19 protein-coding genes are annotated in these 22,223 nt (G+C 65.0%); 9 read left to right on the top strand and 10 right to left on the bottom strand.

Features of this window, described 5'->3' with window-relative positions:
- Window positions 1-189: 189 nt before the first annotated feature.
- The 5 genes from ACIHA7_RS15345 to ACIHA7_RS15325 form a co-directional block, all read right to left on the bottom strand.
- Complete coding sequence (locus ACIHA7_RS15345; protein WP_135235559.1) at window positions 190-1,185, bottom strand: sulfate/molybdate ABC transporter ATP-binding protein; 996 nt, start codon at window positions 1,183-1,185, stop codon at window positions 190-192.
- Window positions 1,182-1,988: a sulfate ABC transporter permease subunit CysW gene (cysW, locus tag ACIHA7_RS15340; RefSeq protein ID WP_397289710.1), complete on the bottom strand. Its 807-nt coding sequence runs from the start codon at window positions 1,986-1,988 to the stop codon at window positions 1,182-1,184. Before cysW ends, ACIHA7_RS15345 begins: the two co-directional genes overlap by 4 nt.
- The gene (cysT, locus tag ACIHA7_RS15335; RefSeq protein ID WP_397290772.1) at window positions 1,985-2,845 is read right to left on the bottom strand and encodes a sulfate ABC transporter permease subunit CysT; all 861 of its coding nucleotides are present in this window, start codon (window positions 2,843-2,845) and stop codon (window positions 1,985-1,987) included. Before cysT ends, cysW begins: the two co-directional genes overlap by 4 nt.
- Window positions 2,846-2,900: 55 nt before the next feature.
- On the bottom strand, window positions 2,901-3,947 hold the full coding sequence (locus tag ACIHA7_RS15330) for a sulfate ABC transporter substrate-binding protein (protein WP_397289708.1): 1,047 nt from the start codon (window positions 3,945-3,947) through the stop codon (window positions 2,901-2,903).
- A gap of 203 nt (window positions 3,948-4,150) precedes the next feature.
- Entirely contained in the window at window positions 4,151-4,240 is a 90-nt protein-coding gene (locus ACIHA7_RS15325; RefSeq protein ID WP_370465230.1) for an Ms4533A family Cys-rich leader peptide, read from the bottom strand.
- A 71-nt stretch (window positions 4,241-4,311) separates the two neighbouring features.
- Between ACIHA7_RS15325 and ACIHA7_RS15320 the strand changes: the two genes are divergently transcribed.
- Entirely contained in the window at window positions 4,312-5,373 is a 1,062-nt protein-coding gene (locus ACIHA7_RS15320; RefSeq protein WP_397289706.1) for a M48 family metallopeptidase, read from the top strand.
- 203 nt (window positions 5,374-5,576) lie between these two features.
- Here the strand turns inward: ACIHA7_RS15320 and ACIHA7_RS15315 are convergent, their stop codons facing one another.
- A complete protein-coding gene (locus ACIHA7_RS15315; protein ID WP_397289704.1) occupies window positions 5,577-5,840 on the bottom strand; it encodes a hypothetical protein in 264 nt (87 codons plus the stop codon).
- Window positions 5,841-5,964: 124 nt separating this feature from the next.
- On the opposite strand from ACIHA7_RS15315, the gene ACIHA7_RS15310 reads away from it, so the two are divergent.
- From ACIHA7_RS15310 to ACIHA7_RS15295, 4 genes are all read left to right on the top strand, one after another.
- A complete protein-coding gene (locus ACIHA7_RS15310) occupies window positions 5,965-7,953 on the top strand; it encodes a glycoside hydrolase family 15 protein (RefSeq protein WP_397289702.1) in 1,989 nt (662 codons plus the stop codon).
- A gap of 522 nt (window positions 7,954-8,475) precedes the next feature.
- Window positions 8,476-8,808, top strand: coding sequence for a lactococcin 972 family bacteriocin (locus ACIHA7_RS15305; protein WP_397289700.1), 333 nt, complete (start codon window positions 8,476-8,478; stop codon window positions 8,806-8,808).
- Between the two features lie 188 nt (window positions 8,809-8,996).
- Entirely contained in the window at window positions 8,997-11,027 is a 2,031-nt protein-coding gene (locus ACIHA7_RS15300; RefSeq protein ID WP_397289698.1) for a DUF1430 domain-containing protein, read from the top strand.
- Complete coding sequence (locus ACIHA7_RS15295; protein ID WP_397289696.1) at window positions 11,024-11,713, top strand: ATP-binding cassette domain-containing protein; 690 nt, start codon at window positions 11,024-11,026, stop codon at window positions 11,711-11,713. Before ACIHA7_RS15300 ends, ACIHA7_RS15295 begins: the two co-directional genes overlap by 4 nt.
- Window positions 11,714-11,743: 30 nt before the next feature.
- On the opposite strand, the gene ACIHA7_RS15290 is transcribed toward ACIHA7_RS15295, so the two are convergent.
- Both ACIHA7_RS15290 and ACIHA7_RS15285 read right to left on the bottom strand, forming a co-directional pair.
- The gene (locus tag ACIHA7_RS15290) at window positions 11,744-13,543 is read right to left on the bottom strand and encodes a dynamin family protein (RefSeq protein ID WP_397289694.1); all 1,800 of its coding nucleotides are present in this window, start codon (window positions 13,541-13,543) and stop codon (window positions 11,744-11,746) included.
- A 74-nt stretch (window positions 13,544-13,617) separates the two neighbouring features.
- Window positions 13,618-15,735 (bottom strand): hypothetical protein, encoded by a 2,118-nt coding sequence (locus tag ACIHA7_RS15285; protein ID WP_397289691.1) that lies wholly within the window; start codon window positions 15,733-15,735, stop codon window positions 13,618-13,620.
- A gap of 383 nt (window positions 15,736-16,118) precedes the next feature.
- Here ACIHA7_RS15285 and ACIHA7_RS15280 point away from each other — a divergent pair, with 383 nt between their 5' ends.
- Genes ACIHA7_RS15280 through ACIHA7_RS15270 form a run of 3 tightly spaced genes read left to right on the top strand, consistent with a single transcriptional unit; the run spans window position 16,119 to window position 18,578 of the window.
- The gene (locus ACIHA7_RS15280) at window positions 16,119-16,511 is read left to right on the top strand and encodes a hypothetical protein (protein ID WP_397289689.1); all 393 of its coding nucleotides are present in this window, start codon (window positions 16,119-16,121) and stop codon (window positions 16,509-16,511) included.
- A gap of 19 nt (window positions 16,512-16,530) precedes the next feature.
- A complete protein-coding gene (locus tag ACIHA7_RS15275) occupies window positions 16,531-17,223 on the top strand; it encodes a response regulator transcription factor (RefSeq protein WP_397289687.1) in 693 nt (230 codons plus the stop codon).
- Window positions 17,220-18,578, top strand: coding sequence for a sensor histidine kinase (locus ACIHA7_RS15270; protein ID WP_397289685.1), 1,359 nt, complete (start codon window positions 17,220-17,222; stop codon window positions 18,576-18,578). The genes ACIHA7_RS15275 and ACIHA7_RS15270 overlap by 4 nt, the downstream gene beginning before the upstream one ends.
- Before the next feature lie 46 nt (window positions 18,579-18,624).
- Here ACIHA7_RS15270 and lepA read toward each other — a convergent pair whose 3' ends face one another.
- Entirely contained in the window at window positions 18,625-20,484 is a 1,860-nt protein-coding gene (gene lepA, locus ACIHA7_RS15265) for a translation elongation factor 4 (RefSeq protein WP_397289683.1), read from the bottom strand.
- Window positions 20,485-20,781: 297 nt separating this feature from the next.
- Here lepA and ACIHA7_RS15260 point away from each other — a divergent pair, with 297 nt between their 5' ends.
- Window positions 20,782-21,333: a type II toxin-antitoxin system PemK/MazF family toxin gene (locus ACIHA7_RS15260; RefSeq protein WP_107654855.1), complete on the top strand. Its 552-nt coding sequence runs from the start codon at window positions 20,782-20,784 to the stop codon at window positions 21,331-21,333.
- Window positions 21,334-21,434: 101 nt separating this feature from the next.
- On the opposite strand, the gene ACIHA7_RS15255 is transcribed toward ACIHA7_RS15260, so the two are convergent.
- Window positions 21,435-22,223, bottom strand: coding sequence for an aquaporin (locus ACIHA7_RS15255; RefSeq protein WP_397289680.1), 789 nt, complete (start codon window positions 22,221-22,223; stop codon window positions 21,435-21,437).

The following is a 22,223-nucleotide window of genomic DNA, read 5'->3' as shown; positions in this document are numbered from 1 at the left end:
GGTGCGAGAAGTACGAGACTCTCACCGCGGCCCTCTGGGGCACCCGTCCAGAAAGGACCTTCCGGACGTTTGCAGGGCTTGACGCGATGGACTCCGCACGGCACGAACGACGGGATTTCCTTGCGCCAGCACAAGATCAGCAACGCTCCAGCAGCCGGATGATCTACCGCGCGGGCACTGCCCCACCGATCAGTGCGCGGGCAACTCCGGAATTCGCGTCGCCCGCGCGTAGACCGTCTCACCATCGGCCAATCGCAACGCCTCCGCGTCACCCCGGGTCACCTGCGCCGCGAACAGATCACCGGTCGCCGCGTTACGCAGTTCGACTCGAACCTCGAACCCCAGATGCACGACCCGCTCGACGGTCGCCCTGGTAACGCCCGCCGATTCGGCAGTCCCCTCGTGCTCGGCCAGCGACATGCTCGGCTCGCGCCCGACCCGAATATCGTGCGGCCGCACCAGATGTCCGTTGAGCCGCGCGACCGCACCGAGGAAGGACATGACGAACTCGTTGGCGGGGCGGTCGTACACGTCTTCCGGGGTACCGATCTGCTCGATGCGCCCCTTGTTCATCACCGCGATCCGGTCGGCCACGTCCAGCGCTTCTTCCTGGTCGTGGGTGACCAGCACGGTGGTCACGTGGACCTCCTCGTGCAGCCTGCGCAGCCAAGTACGCAGGTCGGCACGGACTTTGGCGTCCAGCGCGCCGAACGGCTCGTCGAGCAGCAGCACCTGCGGGTCGACGGCGAGCGCGCGGGCCAGCGCCATCCGCTGCCGCTGACCGCCCGACAGCTGCGCGGGGTAGCGGTGCTGGAAGCCGTCGAGGCCGACGATGCCGAGCAATTCGTCTACCCGCTTGGCGATTTCGGCCTTGGGCCGCTTACGAATCTTCAGTCCGAACGCCACGTTGTCGCGGACGGTCATGTGCTTGAACGCGGCGTAATGCTGGAATACGAAACCGATGTCGCGTTTCTGCGGCGGCACCCTGGTCACGTTGTTGCCCGCGATCAGCACGATGCCGGAGTCGAGCGATTCGAGCCCGGCGATCGACCGCAGCAGCGTCGACTTGCCCGAACCCGATGGCCCGAGCAGGGCGGTCAGCTCGCCGGAGGGTATATCGATGGTGACGTCGTCGAGCGCGGCGAACGAACCGTAGTTCTTCTTCGCATTGGTCACGGTGATCATTTAGTGCCCCGCTTGCGTTCGAGGAGGGTCATCAACAGGAGTGTCACGAGGGCGAGGCCCATCAGCAGGGTCGCGGCGGAGTAGGCGCCGAAGGTGTTGTGGTCGTTGATGTATCGGCCGTGCACCAGCAGCGTCAGCGTCTGTGACTTGCCGGGTTGCGCGGACGACACCATGATCACCGCACCGAACTCACCGAGGGCGCGGGCCACGGTGAGCACCACGCCGTAGGTGAGGCCCCAGCGGATGGCGGGCAACGTGATTCGCCAGAACGTCTGCCACCGGGTGGCGCCGAGGGTGGTGGCGGCCTGCTCCTGCTCGTCGCCGATCTCGTGCAGCACCGGCTCGACCTCACGCACCACGAACGGCAACGTGACGAAGATGGTGGCGATCACCATGCCGGGCAGCCCGAAGATCACCTTGAAGCCGATGCTCTCCAGCCCGCCGAACCAGCCGTTCGCACCCCACAGCAGGATCAACGCGACACCGACGACCACCGGCGAGACCGCGAACGGCAGGTCGACGATGCCCTGAACCAGCGTGCGCCCCGGGAACTTTCCGCGCACCAGCGCGAGCGCGGTGAAGATACCGAAGACGACGTTCAGCGGGACCACGATCGCCACGATGATCATCGACAGCTGGAACGCCGAGATGGCCGCGGGCGTGGTGATCGAGTCGATGAACGCGCCGATACCCTTTTCGAAGGTACGCAGCAGGATGATGATCAGCGGCAGCACCAGCAGCACGAACAGGTAGCCCAGCGCGACGACGCGCAGCGAAATCCGGGTAGGCCACGACAGATTCATCGTGTCTCCTGCTCTTTCCGCACACTGCGCTCGGCGAGCAAGCGCAGCACGAGCAGCGATACGAACGAAATAGCCAGCAGCGCAACCGAAACCGCGGCCGCGTTGATCGGACGATCGATCTCGATCTGCTTCTGGATGTACTGCGAGGCCATCTCGGTCTCGCGCGGGATCGCTCCGCCGATCAGCACCACCGAGCCGTACTCGCCGATGGCACGGGCGAAGGCCAGCCCGCCGCCGGAGATGACCGCAGGGGCCAAGGTGGGTAATACGATGCGGCGGAAGGTGGTCCAGTTGTCCGCGCCGAGCGAGAGCGCGGCCTGCTCCACCTCACGGTCGGCCTCGATGAGCACCGGTTGCACCGAGCGAACCACGAACGGCAGCGTGACGAACGCCAGCGCCACGACCAGCCCGGGCTGAGTCGCGTTGAGGTGGATGTCGATCGGGCTCTGCGGACCGTACAGCGACAGCAGCACGATGCTGGCCACGATAGTCGGCAACGCGAACGGCAGATCGATCAGACCGTTGACGATGCCCTTGCCCGGGAAGTCGTCGCGGACCAGCACCCAGGCGATGAGGGTGCCCATCACCACGTTGATCAGCGCGACCACCACCGAGACGAGCACGGTGATGCGCAGCGAGTCCAGCGCGGCGGGCGCGGTGACCGCGTCCCAGAAGCCGGACCAGCCGTCCTCGAAGGAGGTGACGGTCAGCGCGGCCAGCGGAAGCAGCACGATGATGCTGAGCCAGAGCACCGCGGTGGCGATGCCGAGCGGGCCCACCGAGCCGGTCACGCGCAGCCAGGACCAATTCCACCGGCCGGTGTTCGGGGAGCCGCCGGGAGCGGGCTTGGTACCGATCCCGGCGGTGCTGGTGTCAGTCACAGTCGTCCAGTATCCCGTGCGCCGGAGCCGGTTACTTGGTGGCCTTGTCGTAGATCACCGCGACGGAGCCGGTGTTCGGCGTGAACAGCTCCTTGTCCACGGCCTTCCAACCGCCCAGGTCGGCGATGGTCCACAACTTCTGCGGAGTCGGGAAATCGGTGCTGAAATCGGCCGCCACCTTCGGGTCGACCGGGCGGAAACCGGCTTGTGCCCAAGCCTTCTGGCCTTCGGGGGTGTAGAGGAAGTCGCGGAAGGCGAGCGCCTTCTCCTGGTTCTTGCTCGACTTCAGCACCGCGACCGGGTTCTCGATCTTGAAGGTGACCGGCGGCACGAAGTGCTCGAGCTGGTCGCCGTTGCGCTCGGAGAACAGCGCCTCGTTCTCGTAGCTGAGCAGCACGTCGCCGGTGCCCTGCAGGAAGGTCTCGGTGGCCTCGCGGCCCGACTTCGGCTGCACCTTCACGTGGTCCTTGGACACCAGCTGGCTCAGGTAGTCCAAACCGGCCTGCGGGTTCTTGCCGCCCTCGGACTTGGCCGCGTACGGGGCGAGCAGGTTCCACTTGGCCGAGCCGGAGCTGAACGGGTTCGGGGTGACCACCTCGATGCCGGGCTTCAGCAGGTCGTCCCAGTCCTTGATGCCCTTCGGGTTGCCCTTGCGGACCACGATCGCGACGACCGACCCGAACGGAATTCCCTTGGTGGCGTCGGCATTCCAGTTCGTGTCGACCAGGCCGGCGTCGACCAGGCGGGTGATGTCGGGCTCGACCGAGAAGTTCACCAGGTCGGCCTCCGCGCCGTCCTTGACCTTGCGGGACTGGTCACCCGACGCGCCGTAAGACCCGTTGACGATGACGTTCTTGCCCTTTTCGGTCTTGTTGAACTCGACGGCGACCTTGTCGAAACCCGGCTTGGGAACCGCGTAGGCGTAGAGGTTCAGCGTGCCGCCGCTGCCGTCCGCGCCGCCACCGCCGACCGTGTCACTGGCTCCGCCGCCGCACGCGGTGAGGGCGACCGCCGCGAGCGCGGTGAGCGCGGCGACGGCGGTACGTCGGCGCGGGGTGAGCCAAGATTTGCGAGACATCGGGGTGGACCTTTCCTACGGACCGCCTGCTCGGAGATCTCGAGCGGCGGCGAAGACTGCGATGGATCGGTAGACCTGCACACCGCATCGATGCGGCTGTGGCGCGACTGCCGGCCGGATAGGCCGCCGGGGTTCGGGGACGTCTGCGAAAAGGTGCACGCCAGTCTACGAGGGAGGGACGCGCAAACGTGCCCGGTCGCCGATCAGCGACAGAGAATGTCGGCGACCGCGAGGTTGCCGACCGCGATCAACGCCAGTTCATGGCGGACCTGCGGGACGACATTCGAAGACACGGGCAGACTGTAGCAGAGGCCACGGCCTCGATTCGAATCACAGAGCTCCAGGAAGAGGGGGGTTTCATCCCATGACTACCAGCCCGGATCGCGTACGCACGAGGTTTCCCGGCATCAGCACCCGCGCGTGGGAGCACCCGGCCGACCGGACCGCCTTGGTCGCGTTGCGCACGCTCTCCGGTTTCGACACCGTGCTGCGCACCTTGTCCGGTTTGCTGCAAGAACGCCAGCACCGGCTGCTTTACCTGGCGACGGCGGTTCGGGTCGACGAACGACAGTTCCGTTCGCTGCATCAATTGCGCGAGGACTGCGTCGCCGTGCTCGACGCCCGCACCACGCCGGAGATGTTCGTGCTGCAGAACCCGCAGGTGAATGCCTTCACCATCGGCATGGACCAGCCGTTCATCGTGCTGACCACCGGTCTCATCGATCTGATGGATACCGAGGAGTTGCGTTTCATCGTCGGCCACGAACTGGGTCATGCCCTGTCCGGGCACGCGGTGTACCGCACCATGCTCATGCATCTGCTGCGCATTTCCGCGAGCATCGGCTGGATGCCGGTGGGCGGCTGGGCTTTACGCGCGATCGTGGCCGCGCTGATGGAATGGAGCCGCAAGTCCGAGCTGTCCGGCGACCGGGCCGGGCTGCTGTGCGGACAGGATGTCGACGCCTCGGTGCGGGTGCACATGAAGACGGCGGGCGGCACCTGGATCAAGGAGATGAACCACGGTGCGTTCCTCGCGCAGGCCGACGATTACGAACGGTCCGGCGATCTGCGCGACGGTGTACTGAAACTGCTCAACCTGGAATTGCAGAGCCATCCATTCTCCGTGCTGCGCGCCGCCGAGCTGCGCCGGTGGATCCAGAGCGGTGAATACGACCGCATGCTCGCCGGCGACTACCCCCGGCGCGATCAGGACAAGAACACCAGTCTCACCGAGGAGATCAAGGGCGCCGCCCGCACCTATCGCACCAATTTCGACCAGTCCGAGGACCCGCTGATCCGCACCGTGCGCAACCTCGGCCGCGATGTCGGCGCCGCGGTCGGCACGGTCGGCCAGGAGGTCGGCGAGACGGTCTCGAAGATCGGCAAGCGGTTCAACGACTGGCGGACCGGAGAGCGGGAGAACTAGCGCCCATCAGAGCGGCATGCTCAGCCGCACACCTTTCGGCAAACGCACGCGTGTCGGGGCGGCAAGTCGTGGTGCGGGAAGTCGGAACGTGTGCGGCTGTTGCCTCGGTCCGGAGCGGATGGGGCGTCAGCGCGTGACGAGCCAGGCCACCACGACGAGGACGAGCAGGGCGATCAAAGCGAGCTGAACGCGCGAACGTGGCATCAGTGGGCACCGCTCTGCACGGTCGGGCGGGCGTCGACGGCGAGGTCGGCGGGCACGGTGTCGGGTACGGCGGGCAACGCCTGCTCGATGCCGTGCTTACGGTCCAACACGCGCAGCAGGGCACGCAGCGTGCGGTCCAGCACGTAGGCGATGGCGAAGCTGACCGGGACCATGCCGACGAGCACGACGAGGAACTGCGGGATGAACGGGAGTCCCGCTACCCACAGCTCGAAGCTGTCCCACCACCCTGCGATCTGTTGCACGCCGTCCAGCCTAGTGGGTCCACCTGAGAGCCCGGCAAGGTCAATATTCGGTCACGGAGGGCCGCTGACCCGGCACGGCGGCGAAGACAGTGGACGTGCGGGTCGGCCGGCCCGAAGATGAGGTATGCCGTCCTCTGATGATCTCACCGTCGACGAACCGTACGACCTGCCGGTGCTGAGCTACCTGTCCGAGTCGAAGCGGCATGGCGCCTACCCGCCGATCGACGACTACGCGTTCCTCTCCGACTGCGAGAGCAGCTGCCTGATTGCCAGCAACGGGTCGGTCGAGTGGATGTGCGTGCCGCGCCCGGATTCACCGAGCGTCTTCGGCGCGATGCTGGACCGTAGCGCGGGGCACTTCCGGATCGGCCCGTACGGCGTCAACGTGCCCGCCGCGCGTCGCTACCTGCCCGGCGGCATGATCCTGGAGACCACCTGGCAGACCGAGACCGGCTGGTTGATCGTGCGGGACGCGCTGGTGCTCGGGCCGTGGCACAACAACGACCAGCGCTCCAAGACGCACCGCCGCACGCCGATGGACTGGGATGCCGAGCACATGCTGCTGCGCACGGTGAAGTGCGTCAACGGCACCGTCGAGCTGGAAATGAGCTGTGAACCGTCGTTCGACTACCACCGCGCGGCGGGTCGCTGGGAGTACACCGGCAAGGTCTACGAAGAGGCGACCGCCGTCCGCACCGACGATCCGAGCGCGGGCCCGAGCCTGGTGCTGACCACCGATCTGCGGCTCGGACTGGAGGGCAGGGAGGCCCGCGCCCGCACCAGAATGGCGGAGGGCGACGAGAGGTTCGTCGCACTGACCTGGTCGGAACTGCCCGCGCCCAAGACCTATGCGGACGCGGCGCAGAAGATGTGGCAGACCACCGAGAGCTGGCGGCAGTGGATCACCCTCGGCAACTTCCCGGATCACCCGTGGCGCAACTACTTACAGCGTAGCGCACTGACTCTCAAGGGACTCACCTACGCGCCGACCGGCGCGCTGCTGGCTGCCGCCACCACCTCGCTTCCGGAAACCCCTGGCGGGGAACGCAACTGGGACTACCGCTACACCTGGGTGCGCGATTCCAGCTTCGCGCTGTGGGGCCTCTACACACTCGGGCTCGACCGGGAGGCCGACGATTTCTTCGCCTTCCTGCGCGACGCCACCACCGGCGACAACGGGGATGCCGTTCCGCTGCAAGTGCTTTACGGCATCGGCGGGGAACGCCAGATCACCGAGGAGACCCTCGACCACCTCAGCGGCTACGACCGCTCGCGGCCGGTGCGCATCGGCAACGCCGCGTACAACCAGGACCAGCACGACATCTGGGGCACCATGCTCGACGCCGTGTACCTGCACGTGAAGTCACGCCAGCAAGTGCCGGAAACGTTGTGGCCGTTGCTCGAACGGCAGGTCCACGCTGCCATCGCACACTGGCGCGAACCCGACCGCGGCATCTGGGAGGTGCGTGGCGAGCCACAGCACTTCACCTCGTCCAAGGTGATGTGCTGGGTCGCGCTGGACCGCGGCGCGAAACTCGCCGAGCTGCACGGCCAATACGAGCACGCCACCGAGTGGTACACCATCGCCGACGAGATCAAGGCCGACATTCTCGAGCACGGCGTGAACGCCAACGGCGTCTTCACCCAAACCTACGGCGGCGACACCCTGGACGCCTCGCTGCTGCTTGCGGTGCTCACCCGCTTCCTGCCGCCGGAGGACCATCGCATCCGCGCCACCGTGCTGTCCATCGCGGACCGGCTCACCGAGAACGGCCTGGTGCTGCGCTACCGCACCGAGACCACCGACGACGGACTATCCGGCGCCGAAGGAACTTTCACCATCTGCTCGTTCTGGCTGGTCTCCGCGCTGGTGGAGATCGGCGAGGTCCAGCGTGCCAGGCACCTGTGCGAACGGCTCCTCGGCTTCGCCAGCCCACTGCGCCTCTACGCCGAGGAAATCGACCCGCGCACCGGCCGCCACCTCGGCAACTTCCCCCAGGCCTTCACCCACCTGGCCCTGATCAACGCGGTCACCCACGTGATCAGAGCCGAGGAAAACCGCAACGCAAGCGGTTTCCAACCCGCCCACTCCCCCGCGAACAACCCTGGGTGAACCGACGACGAGTAGCAGCTACCAGGTTGTCGATCTGTGCAGCAGAGCCCCGCCCACGTGCTGCTTGCCTGCGGCGGGAGTGATCCCGTTCATCTCTGCGTGTCCCGACATTCCTGCGTGCGGCACCGGCCCCTGGCCATCCAGGATGAGGAGCGGCGAAAGACTCCCAAAGAAGTTGAAAATCTATGGAACCGAACGCTGGGGCGGCGCGTCAAACCTAAGTGACGGAACATGACTCAGGATTGAGGTGCACAGCTCGGCCAGACAACGAAGACCTGCGCAACATTCTTGCGATCGATACCGATGTAGGAATCTTGCCAACGAGGCGGACGAAATATGGACTGGTAGGCCATACCTCAAATGCTCGACAGCATAACGCTTTCGAGTGGATTCACCTTGGCCTACCTCGTAACACTATGTACGGCAACGCATTCAAACCGTTGACCTAGATCAGACCGTTTGTTAGCATTCAGATCTGACGCCAACTAAGAGCGTCTATCTTCAAAGGGGAGGGAATCTCAAATGATCTCTGCAAAAAAGGCTGCCGTCGCCGGCTTTATCGGCATAGTCGGACTCGGCCTTGGTATGGGTATCGGAAACGCCGGTGTCGAGCACCCCGAAGGCGGGCTTTGGCAGTACGGAACCTCAACCGTTTCGGGCGGCACCGACAACTATTCACTTTACGATCACAACGATCGTACGCACTCCTCCGCCGTACGCAATTGCAACGGAACAAGTTCATCCGGTTGGCGACCGGCCGGCGTGCGCGCTGAGGCTCGACAGAACAGATGCCTGACCGGCAATGAGGCCTTCTACGACGTCGAGGGTGGCGGCAGCGGAAAAGCAAATATTTGACACCGAGTGCGCGGCGGCTCAAAGCCATTAGCGGCATCGGCTCACCGCGATTGACTCAGTGACTATCTTGGCGGAACCGTTCTAGATCGCTTACGTTCGCGCGTTAAGCTTCGCCGATGGCTCGCCTGTTCCGAACTATCGATACCGTTCAGGCACAGGCGAGCCATCACTCGAAGAGATGAGGTATCGTGCAACTCGTTTCGCGAGTTGTTATCGCGGTCAGCTTCCTGCTGACTGCAATAATTTCTGTTGTTTACTTTGAACTCAAAGACGAAGCTCACCCGTTGCGCGGCACCACAGAGATAGTTGTAGACAACTTTGATCGATCCCTATCCAAGGAATCGTTGTACAACGCCTTCTCAACTGTCGCAGTAGAGCAGAATACAAATATCTACAAACTCAGTTTCGATGGAACCAACAGCAAAGATCGCGTATTTTTCGAATTCATAGGAAACCCCGGCCGTAGCGAAGCTCTCGCGCCTGGCGGGAAGTATGTCACCTTCGATCCGGAACTCCGCACGGTCTTTCGTCCGTCGAGTCACATAACCACAGAGGATGTGCGGGGACGATATATCATCGATGGGTCCGCTTCGAGTATCGAGAGCTCTATAGCCGCTCTACAGAGTTTTCGATTTCAAGTTTCGAGGTGGGACCAAAATTTCGGGTCCGCCCTGTGGGACACTTTGTCACAGTCGAATCTCTTAACAATACTGACTGTCGTTGTATTGTGCTGTGCGCTAGTCGTCGCCTACTCGGCACTAAACTCCGCAAAAGCGTATGCAATAAAGTCACTGCACGGCTATCCACGTTGGCGAATAATAGCCGAGAGACTAGGCGTGCTAGCCAAGACCAGCACCCTGCTCGCCTTTGCCATCCTGGTTGCTACCACCATATATCTTTGGCAGTACAACGGGCTTGCCCGCTTCCCAGCGCTTCTCATGACTCTGCTGGTGACTTTCGGGTTGGTACTGATACTTTTGTTCGCAGTAGAATCTATCGCAGTCTGGTTCGCGTTGACGCAGCAGACCGACCAGAACCTGAAGGGTGCCAAATCCGATGGCAGGCTGCTGCACTTCGCATATCTTGCGAAGTTTGCGGTATTAGCTACGATTCTCACTCTGATAATAGGTTGCGTCCGAGCGATAATACTTCTCGGAGCCATGGATCAAGTTTCCGAAAAATTCAAGGCCATGCCCGATTATCTCGCCCTGAGCCACTCAGTTGCAGCAGGAAGAATCGATGGCCAGGAAAAGCGGGATCTGGATGCAAAAATCAGAGAGCTCTTCGACACCTTCGAGAAACAGGATAAGGCTCTACTGGTAGCCAGTAACGATCTCCGCCCTGCAAGGGACGTACAGGCGGGAGACGAGTTTCCCGATCTCATAGTTGATAACAACTTTATCCACAAGAATTGCATCGTCGACTCCTTCGGATCTTGCATCGGCAACGTGCACATTTCCGACCTGGAGATGGTTCTATTGATACCAGACAGCAAAAAGCACCAACAATCCGTCATAATCGAACGATATGTCGAATTTATCGCATTCCAGCAGCGCATTCAAGGTACTCCGGTCGACTCCGATGCAGTGAAGATCAGCGTAAAGAATATCCGAGATGGTCAGGACATATTTTCTTATAGGGTTACCGATTCGCTAACGAAAAGCTTCGTCCGCGACCCTGTGATCTTAGTGTCCGACGCCCGGGCCAGATTGTTGTCCGACGATTTCTATTCCGCTAAGTCGAGTTCTGCCGAGGCCCTGTTTCTAGATAGCATGCTGCTCCGCGACAGCCTCGCCACAGCCGGCATTGATACTTACCTTCAATACCATTATTCAATCCGAGATCTTTCGATGCAAGACATTGCCGATGTCGAGAGAGCTAGCTACAGCCAGCTGTACGGCCTGGTCGCCACAATTATTGCAGGCACCGTGATCGCAAGCTTTCTTGCCGCACTGTACTGCACACGAAATAGAAAACAAATCTACGTCAAAGAATTGCATGGCTACTCGTTCTGGCGTCGACACAGCGGTCTTAGCCTCGGGTTGACGTTAGGCTGTGCCACAGTGCTGGTCGGTCTCGCACTGGGGAACCCGTCGCTCTTACATGGAAGAATGGGCATCCTTGCGATCGGGGCGGTCACAGCGGACATTCTTATCACGGTCGGTTTTATAGCGGTCTACGAAACTCGATCGCACAACACTTGGATGAAGCGGGAATGATCATTACAGACAAGCGCATCTCGGGAAGGAACGCAGCTACCGTGCCCGAAGCCAAGGCCATCGAGGTCAGAAGACTGCGAAAGACTGTTGGCGAACGACTACTGTTCGACGACCTGTCCTTCTCGGTCGACCGAGGTAGAATGCTTGCCATAACCGGTGCCAGCGGCAGCGGGAAGACGACGCTACTGAATTGTATAGGCCTCCTTGATGATTACGACGGAGGCGAGATCGTCGTCAACGACACAAACTTGAAGAAGATTCGTCGGCGAGACCGCGTGACATATTTCCGCCATGAGGTCGGATATCTATTCCAGAACTACGCTCTGATGGACGATCAGACCGTCGATGAGAACCTCTCCATTGCCTGCACCTACACCAAACGCGGCACCGGTAAGAAACGAGACTGGAAACTGGAAGCACTCGAACAGGTTGGATTGCGGGATAAGCTGCACGCACGCGTTTACGAGCTGAGCGGCGGAGAACAGCAACGCGTAGCCATGGCCCGGTTATTGATCAGACGTCCAAGCCTCGTCTTAGCCGATGAGCCAACGGGTGCACTGGACAGCGAAAATCGGGACGCGATCATGCGGCATATCGGAAGGCTGCGAGACAGCGGTACCACAGTCGTGCTCGTCACCCACGATCCATCTGTGGCGGCGCAGTGTGACGCGCAGGTCGCGCTTTGACACCAATCTCGGCGGAATAGATAACCTCGATCAAGCGGTCAGACTGTCGGCCTGTTCGCGCAGGCCGCGCAGTTTGCCGAGTTGCCCGTTGGCGTCGGCGATGCGGTCGCCGCTGTGGTCGCCGTATTTCTGGTAGGCGGCCTCGGCCAGGCGCAGTGCCTCGTCAGCTTGCTTGGCGACGTCGGCGGCGATATCGGTGAAGTGGTCGCGCAGTACGCGCTGCATGGCGCGCAACCGATTTCGTGATTCCTTGCTCACCTGGAAGATGACGTCATCCATCAAGCGAGCCACCGCGACCTTCGCTTCGGCGCGGCGGCGCTGTTTGAGGTTTTTGCGCTCGTCCCAGAGGGCGTTGATGCCGAGCAGCACGCCGGCGCCGATCGAGTACCAGTTCACCAGCGACATCTTGAGGATGCTGGTGACGAGACCCACCATCAGGATGCCGCCGTAGGAGCCGCGCAGTGCCGACAGAATCTGTTGGCCCACACGCGCTTTCGCGCTCTCCAGCGGTTCCAGCGGTTGCACCGCTTCGAGCACCTCGCCAGGGTTCTCCAACCGCATGTTGGGCAGCGGTGCGGCCCGGTTGTCGGCGAGGAACTTCGAGGCCACCTGCTCGGACAGTTCGACCGAACGGTAATGCGCCATCACGAAGTTCTCTTCTACCGCCTCGCAGATCCTGGCATCGAGGTCGGTGCCGAACTCCTTCCAGCGCCGCGCCGGATCGGTCTGCATGATTTCGGCTTCGGCGTCACGCACCAGGCTACGCAGGCGGTGGCGCAGGTCGTGTTCGATATCGGCCATCAGCTCGGTGCTGCCGTCGACCAGAGTGACCTGCCAGTTGGCTGTGCGCTGGCGCTGCTGATCCGCCTCGTCCCTGGCTCGGACCAGCTTGTCGGTGATCTCGGCGCGCATCCGTGGATCCCGCAGCGACTCGACCTCATTGCGCAAGGTCAGCGCGAGATGATCACTGACCAACCGAATGTCCTGCACCGCGGCGTCCAACGCGACGCTGTCCGCGCGGGCGACCACGTAGTCGCGCAGATGGTCGATCAGTTGCGGCACACCGGATTCGATGTCGCGCTGGTAGTTGCCGGACAGTCCGGCCTGCCGGTGCAGCTCCGCGGAGACGGGCGCCACCGCGAAGCCGAGCCCGGCCGCGTCGAGCAGTTCCCGATTGCGCTGCTGGGTGTGTGACCAGTGGGAGAACTGGTCGATCTTGTTGAGCACGCAGATGACGGTCGGGCAGATCTGCTGAATGCGTTGCAGGTAGGCGATCTGATCCACGGTGAGTTCGGTGGCGGCGTCACCGACGTAGAGCACGGCGTCGGCGGCGGCGATCATCGACCAGGTGGTGTTGTCGGCGCCGCGCGCGCCGGGTGCGTCCATCACCACGACCCCGTCGGCCAGCAACGGACTCGGCTGGGTGAACTCGGCCCGGATCACGCCGAAGCCGGAGATGGCGGGGCCGGGATCGAGCGGGTCCACCGACTGCCGTTCGGTGCGGCCGTCGACCGAACGCACCAGTGTCGCAGTCGGTTCCGGCCCGTACTCGACGATGACTGGCACGCTCAGGTCGCTGTTGGTCGCGCTGACCGACGCGCCGACCAGGCTGTTGACCAGCGTGCTCATGCCGTTCTTCGGCTCGCCGACGACCACGAGGCGGACCCGGGGGTCGCTCACTCTGGCCCGGACCATGCTCAACCGGCTACCCAGATCATCGCGGCCCGCGAATCTGGTTATCTCCCGCAGTTCGTCCAGGATCCGGATCAGCGGCGCCATCGCGTCCGGATGTTTCACCGTCGCGGCCTTCAGCCCGGCTGCGGCAGACAACCTGCCTCCTTACATAGTTGTGCTCTCGATCGACATGGACGCCCCCTTCACCCCTTGATCACCAAGGTCCTGCTCTATATCAACACGGTGTCCAAGCCGCCCGGACCCATGTGATGGGTATCGGCCATCGATGATTCCGGCAGCAGACCACCGGACAGGCCGCCGCTCGCGAGGGTCGAGTGGTCGGTGTAGGTCGGGTAGTCCTGGATCGATGCGGTGCTCGCGCCGACCATGTGCGTGTTGTCCGCGATGGCGTGCGGCTTGGGATCGACGATCGGCGGCTTGTAGGTCGGTACCGGTGCCTGCGTCGGCGCGGTGAAGGTCGGCGGCAGGTCGTGGGTCGGCACGGGTGCGTTGTGCGTCGGGACTGCCGTCGGCACGTCGCGGGTCGGCACGGTCGGGTCCGGCTGGGTCACCGTCGGCACCTCGCGGGTGGGCACGGTCGGCTGAGTGGTGACCCCACCGGAGCCCGCACCCGTGCTGGGGGTGGTCACGTCGTCGTCCGGGATGGTCGGCGACTGCGTCGGCTGCGTGCCCGTGGCCGGCGGTGTCTTGGTGGTCGGCACGTCCGGGCCGGTGGAGATGCCGCCGTGCGGAGTCGACGGGTGGCCCGCACCGGGCACCTTCGTGGTGAGGTCCGGCGTCTTCGGGATGCTCGGCGTGGTGATGTCGGACGGCACCGTCGGGACGGGGACGGTCTTGGTGATGGTGGTCGGCATGTTCGGCGTGGTGACCGATACGTCCGTGGGCTTGGAATCGGGGATCGGGGTCGGCTTCACCACGGGCGTCGACCGAGCCTGCTCGAACAGCGCGGGCGTGGCGGCGGCGGGCACGGTGAGCACCGACGGACCCTCCGGCGCCCCGAACACGTTCGCGATCGGCGTTGTCGCGGCGTCCGGCTGGATGGTGGTCTGCAAGGGGGTAGCCGCCACCGGCTGCGGCGCGGCACTCGCCACGGGCGCGACCACGGCGGGCGCCGCGGCGGCGGTGGCCACCGGCGCGACCGCGGCCTGCGTCATCGGTGCGGGCGCGGGCATTGCCTGAATCACCGGCTGCGTCGTGGGTGTCGGGGCCGCCGAGTGTGTGGAGTGCGTGGACTGGGTCGACGACGAGCCCGGCGTGGTGAGACCGCCGACGACACCGGGGTTGCCATGGCCGGGCATGGCCGAGTCGGTGACCGCGCGGTCGTTGCCGTCGGGCACGTGCAGGCCGCTGCCGAGCCAGTCGGTGAACTGGTCGAGTTGATCGCCCACGTGACCGGCGCCCAGGTCCACCTTCATCTCGGAGTTGAAGTAGATGCCCTGCGGGCCGATGGCGAAGTCCACCGACCACTGCGTGCCGACGAAGATCCCGAGGGGGTCGCCGCCCGCGTCGCCGACGCCGTCGAAGGGGCCGCCCGCTGCCGGGGCCGCCTGCGATCCGGGCAAGTCGAAGACGCCGGAACCCGGCGCGACGAAACCATTCGCACCCGGCAGACCGAAACCGTGCCCGGCCTGACCGAGTCCGTGGCCGGGCAGTCCGAAGCCATTGCCACCGGGCGCCTCGACCTCGGCGCCGGGACGGTGGGCCGGGCCCGCGTCCGTGCCGGGCAAACCGATTCCGCCGGGCGTACCAGGCAGGCCCATGCCGGTACCGGGAGCGGTGCCAGGCAGGCCGACGCCGTGCTGGTCCGACGCGGCGGGCGTACCCGGGAGTTGCACGCCGTGCTGGTTCGATGCGCCGCCGGGCAGGCTCGGCAGTCCCATGCCCTGGTTGGCCGCCTCGGTGCCGGGCAGCGCGAATCCCGCGTCGGTGCCGTTGTATTCGTCACCGAACGTCGGCAGGTGCGCGCCGCCGGGGTGGGTGCCGGGCAGGCCGAAACCGGAATTGCCGTGCGCGACGGGCGAGTTGGCCGCGTAAGGCGAGTTCAGCGGGGCCGGTTCGACGACCGGGTCCGGAAAGGTGATCGTCGGTGAAGGCAGGTCGGCGTCGGGATCGCTGTTGTGCGCCCAGCCCGCGTTCTTGCTGTCCGCGTGTGAGGAGCCTGGGTGCGCAGGAACGCCGCCGCCGTTCGCGGCCACCAGCGCGCCGCCGGTGACATAAGCGCCCGCCCGTGCTACCCGCGCGACGCCGGTAGCCACTCGGTATGCGGTGTCACCCGCGCGCTCGGCTGCCTCGGTGGCGTCGTCATCGAAGGGCAGGTCACGCGTCATAGAAGCTCCATCTCGGGTTTCCAGCAGCCATCCTCACATGCCGGCCAGGCCGAGTGAAGATCACCTAACACTATTTCGGGAAAACCCGACTGTCACATTCTCCAGGACTGTAGAGACTCCACAGGTGGCGAGCAACACAACCCTGCCATCCCGAAAACCAGAACGGAAGCCCTATTTCTGGTGGGGTAACAAACCGTTCGGGGTCGCCGATGTGGCCCGTGACCAGGTCGAATTCTGCCGCGCCCCAGTGGACCACGCACGCGACGACGCCGAACCTAAGAGTTCTCTAACGAATGCTCAACGAGTGGTGAAGATCCTTTCCCTACCGTCGATTTCGTCGGGCCGAGCCGGGCCGACAGCATCGATCCGAAGGAGTCATTCTCATGACCGCATTCACCGGACGCCGCATCGCGGCCGTGCTCAGCGGGACCGCCCTCACCGCGGCAGTGGTCGCGGGCATGGCGGGCAGCGCGTCGGCGCAGCCGGGACCCCCGGCGCCGCCCCCGCTCTCGGGTCCCGGCGTCATCCAGCCCGCCCCTGGTGAACCCGTCCTCTGCACCGTGATCGATCCGAGCGAGCCGGTGGTGATCACCCGTGGCGAAGGCGCGGACGGCCCGTGGGTCACCATCGAACGCGAACTCCCGCCCGGCGCTGTCCCCGCCGTCCCGATCGAGCCCGTGCCCGCGATCCCGGCCGACGCCGTGCCGGGCACCCCGGCCGAAGTCTTTCCCGGCGCTCCGGGTGAGCCACAGTGCGTCGTCGCGAGCGTGCGCTGACCGGGACTAATGTTGATCCATGACCGGACACCGGATCTTGGTCGTGGACGACGAGGTTCGCGTGCTCGCCTCGCTACGCCGCGGGTTGGAACTCTCCGATTTCGAGGTGGTGACCGCGCGCGACGGCGCCGAAGCGCTGTCGATGGTGCGTACCGCGGCCCCCGACGCCATGGTGTTGGACGTGAACATGCCGACGCTCGACGGTGAAGGCGTGGTCACCGCGTTGCGCGCGATGGGCAACGACATTCCGATCTGCGTGCTCAGCGCGCGTAGCGCGGTGACCGACCGCATCGCCTGCCTCGAACGCGGCGCCGACGACTACCTCACCAAACCCTTCGACCTCGGCGAGCTGGTCGCCCGGCTGCGCGCACTGCTGCGCCGCCGGGTCACCCCCGCCGAGCGCCCCGGCACCCAGGTGCGGATCGGTCAGGTGCAGATCGACCTGGCCGGGCACCGGGTGCTGGCCGCGGGCACCCCCGTCGACCTGACAAAACGAGAGTTCGAGGTACTCGCCTTGCTTGCCGAACACCCGGGCATCGTGCTCGGTCGCGAGCAGATCCTCTCCGCCGTATGGGGTTACGACTTCGCCACCGACACCAATGTGGTCGATGTCTTCGTCTCGTATCTGCGGCGCAAGCTCGAGGCACCGGGCGCGCCACGGGTGGTACACACCGTGCGCGGAGTCGGCTTCGTATTACGGGAGCAGCCGTGAAACGTTCACCGTCGCTGCGTACCCGGGTGGCGCTGGTGTCCGGGGTCGTCGCCGCGCTCGTCGCGCTCACTCTCACCATCACGTTCGCCGCGTTGCTCAACGCGACCGGCGAGCGGCAGTTGGACGAAACCGTCTCCTCGATGGCGGTGCGGGTCGCGCCACCCTTGCGAGGCGCTCCGGCAGAGCCACTTCCGCCGCCGTACCCGGGAGCACAGGCACCCGGCACGCCGCCCTATGCGGAAACCTTGTCGCCCGCACCGCCCGTCGTGGCGCCGTATACCGAAACCCAACCCTCGGTGGAGGCGCGCTCACCCTCCGCCGCCGATGTCCCCGAATACTCGGTGCCCGGCGTACCCAGCGACGCAGCGGTGACCAGGGTCGACGGCCTGCCCGGGGTCCTGGTGTCGCTCGATCCGAACCGCGACGTGGTCGCCTCGGCCATCCATCGCAGCCAGCTCATCGGCCTCGGCATCGGGGTCGCGGGCGCCGTCGTCGCCGCCCTGCTCGGCTGGCTGCTGGCCGGTTATGCCGCGCGACCGCTGCGCACGCTGGCCACCGCCACCCACAGCATCGACACCCTCGAGGAGCTCCCGCCGCTGTCCGGCCGCGGCGCCAAGGAGACCGAGGAGCTCTCCGACGCCATCACCCGCATGCTCGCCCGGCTCGAAGCGGCCCACCGCGCCACCAACCACGCCCTCACCAGCGCTCGCGATTTCGCCGCCGTCTGCGCCCACGAACTGCGCACGCCGCTCACCGCCCTGCGTACCGATCTACAAGTGCTGGCCACCAAGGAGATCCCCGCCGAGCAGCGCGGCACCATCCTCAACGAGGTGCTCTTCGCCGAACAGCAGATCGAGAACACCCTCACCGATCTCGAACGGCTCGCCGTCGGCGAACTCACCGAGCCCGACATCTTCGAGCCCTTCGACCTCTGCGAAACCCTCGACCGCGCGGCCCAAGACGCGCAACGCCGCCACCCCGGCGTCCGCATCGAACTCGTCGAATGCGAACCCGTCACGGTGACCGGCCTCCCCGGCGGCCTCATGCTCATCGTCACCAACGCGGTAGCCAACGCCGTCCAACACGGTCACGCCGACACCGTCACCATCACCGTCCACCCCGCCGCCGACGACACGGTGGCGATCCTCATCGACGACGACGGAACCGGCGTCCCGGACACCTTGTGCCCCAACGCCTTCGACCGTTTCGTCAAAGGCCCCGGCTCCCCCGGCTCCGGGCTCGGGCTCGCACTGGTTCGGCAACAAGCCGAACTGCACTCCGGCACAGCCGAACTCGACCGAAGCCCGTTGGGCGGCACCCGACTGCGCGTACAGATCGCAACACGGGCCGACTGAGCGTCAGTCGACGAAATCCTCGAGCTTCTCGGTGTCGAGCGTGGCCCTACTTACCCTTGGGCTTGTCCGACGCGGCGTCGGAAGACAGCGCGGCGACGAAGGCTTCCTGCGGGACGTCGACGCGGCCGATCGTCTTCATCCGCTTCTTGCCTTCCTTCTGCTTCTCCAGCAGCTTGCGCTTGCGGCTGATGTCGCCGCCGTAGCACTTGGCGAGCACGTCTTTGCGGATGGCGCGGATGTTTTCGCGGGCGATGATGCGCGAGCCGATGGCGGCCTGGATGGGCACCTCGAACTGTTGGCGCGGGATGAGTTCGCGCAGCTTGGTGGTCATCTTGTTGCCGTAGGCCTGCGCGGCGTCCTTGTGCACGATCGCGCTGAACGCGTCCACCGCTTCACCCTGCAGCAGGATATCGACCTTGACCAGCGCCGCGTCCTGCACGCCTGACTCTTCGTAGTCGAGGCTGGCGTAGCCGCGGGTGCGCGACTTCAGCGAGTCGAAGAAGTCGAAGATGATCTCCGCCATCGGCATGGTGTAGCGCAGTTCGACACGGGTCTCGGACAGGTAGTCCATGCCGCCGAGCTCGCCGCGGCGCGCCTGGCACAGCTCCATGATCGAGCCGATGAACTCACTCGGTGAGATGACGGTGCACTTCACCACCGGTTCGAACACATGCCGGACCTTGCCCTCCGGCCAGTACGACGGATTGGTGACGACATGCTTGGTGCCGTCCTCCATCTCTACGGTGTAGACCACGTTGGGCGCGGTGGAGATCAGGTCCAGGTCGAACTCGCGTTGCAGCCGCTCACGGGTGATCTCCATGTGCAGCAGACCGAGGAAACCGCAGCGGAAGCCGAAGCCGAGCGCCACCGAGGTTTCCGGCTCGTAGGTCAGGGCGGCGTCGTTGAGCTGCAGCTTTTCCAGTGCGTCGCGCAGGTCCGGGTAGTCGGAGCCGTCGACCGGGTAGAGACCGGAGTACACCATCGGGCGCGGCTCGCGATACCCGGTGAGGGGCTCGGACGCACCGTTGCGCATGGCGGTCACCGTGTCACCGACCTTCGACTGGCGCACGTCCTTAACGCCGGTGATCAGGTAACCCACCTCGCCGACGCCCAGGCCCTGGGTCGGCTTGGGCTCCGGCGACACGATGCCGATCTCCAGCATCTCGTGCGTGGCGCCGGTGGACATCATCTTGATCTTCTCGCGCGGGGTGAGCTTGCCGTCCACCACGCGGACATAGGTGACGACGCCGCGGTAGGTGTCGTAGACCGAGTCGAAGATCATCGCGCGAGCGGGCGCGTCCGGGTCACCGACCGGGGCGGGCACCGTCTTGATGACCTCGTCGAGCAGTTCGGTCACCCCGACACCGGTCTTGCCCGAGACCCGCAGCACGTCATCGGGGTCGCAGCCGATGATGTGCGCGATCTCGGCCGCGTAGCGGTCGGGGTCGGCGGCGGGCAGGTCGATCTTGTTGAGCACCGGGATGATCGTCAGATCCTTGTCCAGCGCCAGGTACAGGTTCGCCAGCGTCTGCGCCTCGATACCCTGCGCCGCGTCGACCAGCAGCACCGCGCCCTCGCAGGCCTCCAGCGCGCGCGACACCTCGTAGGTGAAGTCGACGTGGCCCGGCGTATCGATCAGGTGCAGCACGTAATCGGTGCCATCCACCTGCCACGGCAGCCGCACGTTCTGCGCCTTGATGGTGATGCCGCGCTCACGCTCGATATCCATCCGGTCCAGGTATTGGGCGCGCATCTGCCGCTCCTCGACCACACCGGTCAGTTGCAGCATCCGATCGGCCAGCGTCGACTTCCCGTGATCGATGTGCGCGATGATGCAAAAGTTCCGGATCCGAGACGGATCGGTGAACGTCGTGTCGGCGAAGCTGGCGGGCACTCCACTCCTCATGGGTATCGGCAAACTGTCCTCTATCGTCCCATGAGCAGTACGAAGCCCCCGCCATCGGTGTGGCGAAGCGCCGGATCCGGGTGCGACCGAGGGTGATCGCTGCCGAAACAGTGGGCGCTCACACATATGGTGTCGTTCTGCTATGGACCCGAATCTCCGCGGTAGCCGGTTCGCCCCTGGTCGGAAAGGTCCTGGCCAAAACTGGTCGTTCGGTCCGGCATCGTGCGCCCAGATCGGCGCATCGACGGGCGTCGCGGCGCGCGTGAGAAGACGGCGGTGCGCCGTTATATTGCGAATATGGCCCGAAGTTGGAACTCCCTCGGCAAGCAGCTCGGACTTATCGCGAAGGAGCAGGGTCCCAAGCTCGTCAGGCAGCAGGGGCCGCGGCTGGTGGAGCGGCTGGTGGGGTCGTTGAGTCAGCGGCGCACGCCTGCGGTGAAGGTGCGCCCGACCGCGTCGACTCCGGTGCCGACGGCCGAGCGGGCCCGGCAGATCGTGTACTCGCCGCAGTTGGACGGGCGGGCCGATCCGGGTGAGATCGTTTGGACCTGGGTGCCGTTCGAGGAGGATCCGAGCAATGGCAAGGACCGGCCGGTGCTGGTCGTCGGGCGCGACCGCAGGACCCTGCTCGGTTTGATGCTGTCGTCGAAGGCGGACCGGGCGCGCGACCCGAACTGGGTCGGGATCGGCAGCGGCAGTTGGGATCCCGAGGGCAGGCCGAGCTGGGTCCGGTTGGATCGGGTGCTCGACGTGCCCGAGGCGGGCATCCGGCGCGAGGGAGCCATCTTGCCCCGCAAGTCGTTCGACCTCGTCGCCCACCGGTTGTGTGCCGAATACGCCTGGCACTGAAGCACGGCAGGCGGCAAGCAATCACCGTGACCTGCAACGCCGTTCGCCGAACCGCGAAGTAGCGGCGAGCCCATCGGCACCGATGGGCTCGTCGGACCAACTCAGGACAGCACGTTGCGCGAGCGACCGAACAGCAGGCCGTACACCAGCGCGCCGAGCGCACCGCCGATCAACGGGAACACCACGAACGCCCAGACCTGCCCCATCGCGCCGTCCTGGTAGGGGGCGACGGCGAGGCTACGTGCCGGGTTGACCGAGGTGTTGTCGACCGGGATCGAGATCAGGTGGATGACCGCCAGCGTGACACCGATCGACAGGCCGGCCAGCGGCACATCGGAGAGCTGATCGGTCGAGGCGAGCACCACGAACACCAGCAGCGCGGTCAGCATCACCTCGATGATGATCATCGCGGCCAGCCCGTACCCGTTCTGCAGGACGACCTCACCGAGCGGCCCCTTCTGCGCGGAAGGACTGTGCGGCCCCCAGCCGTTGGCACCGAGTCCCTTGACCTCTCGGTCGTACGACGGCAGATTCTTCGCCAGCGCGAACAACACGAGCCCGGCCAGAAATCCGCCGATCAATTGCGCGATCCAATAACCCACCGCGGAAACCACACTGATTCTGCCGAGCAGCAGATGTCCGACCGTCACGGCGGGATTCACGTGGCAGCCGGAAATCGGCCCGATCGCATACACGAGAAACAACAACGAGAGTCCGAAGGCCAACGCCACACCCAGCGCCCCGACCCGATCCCCCGCGAGCACCGCCGTCCCGACACCACCCATGACCAGGACGAATGTGCCGAGCGCCTCGGCACCCCATTTCTTGCTGTCCGGAATCGGCCCGTATTCGGCGACCTCTTCGACAACTTCCTGAGCCGTTGGAGACAT

The organism is Nocardia sp. NPDC052316, assembly GCF_044547795.1.
Classification (GTDB): domain Bacteria; phylum Actinomycetota; class Actinomycetes; order Mycobacteriales; family Mycobacteriaceae; genus Nocardia.
This window is presented reverse-complemented; position numbering and strand designations above follow the sequence as displayed.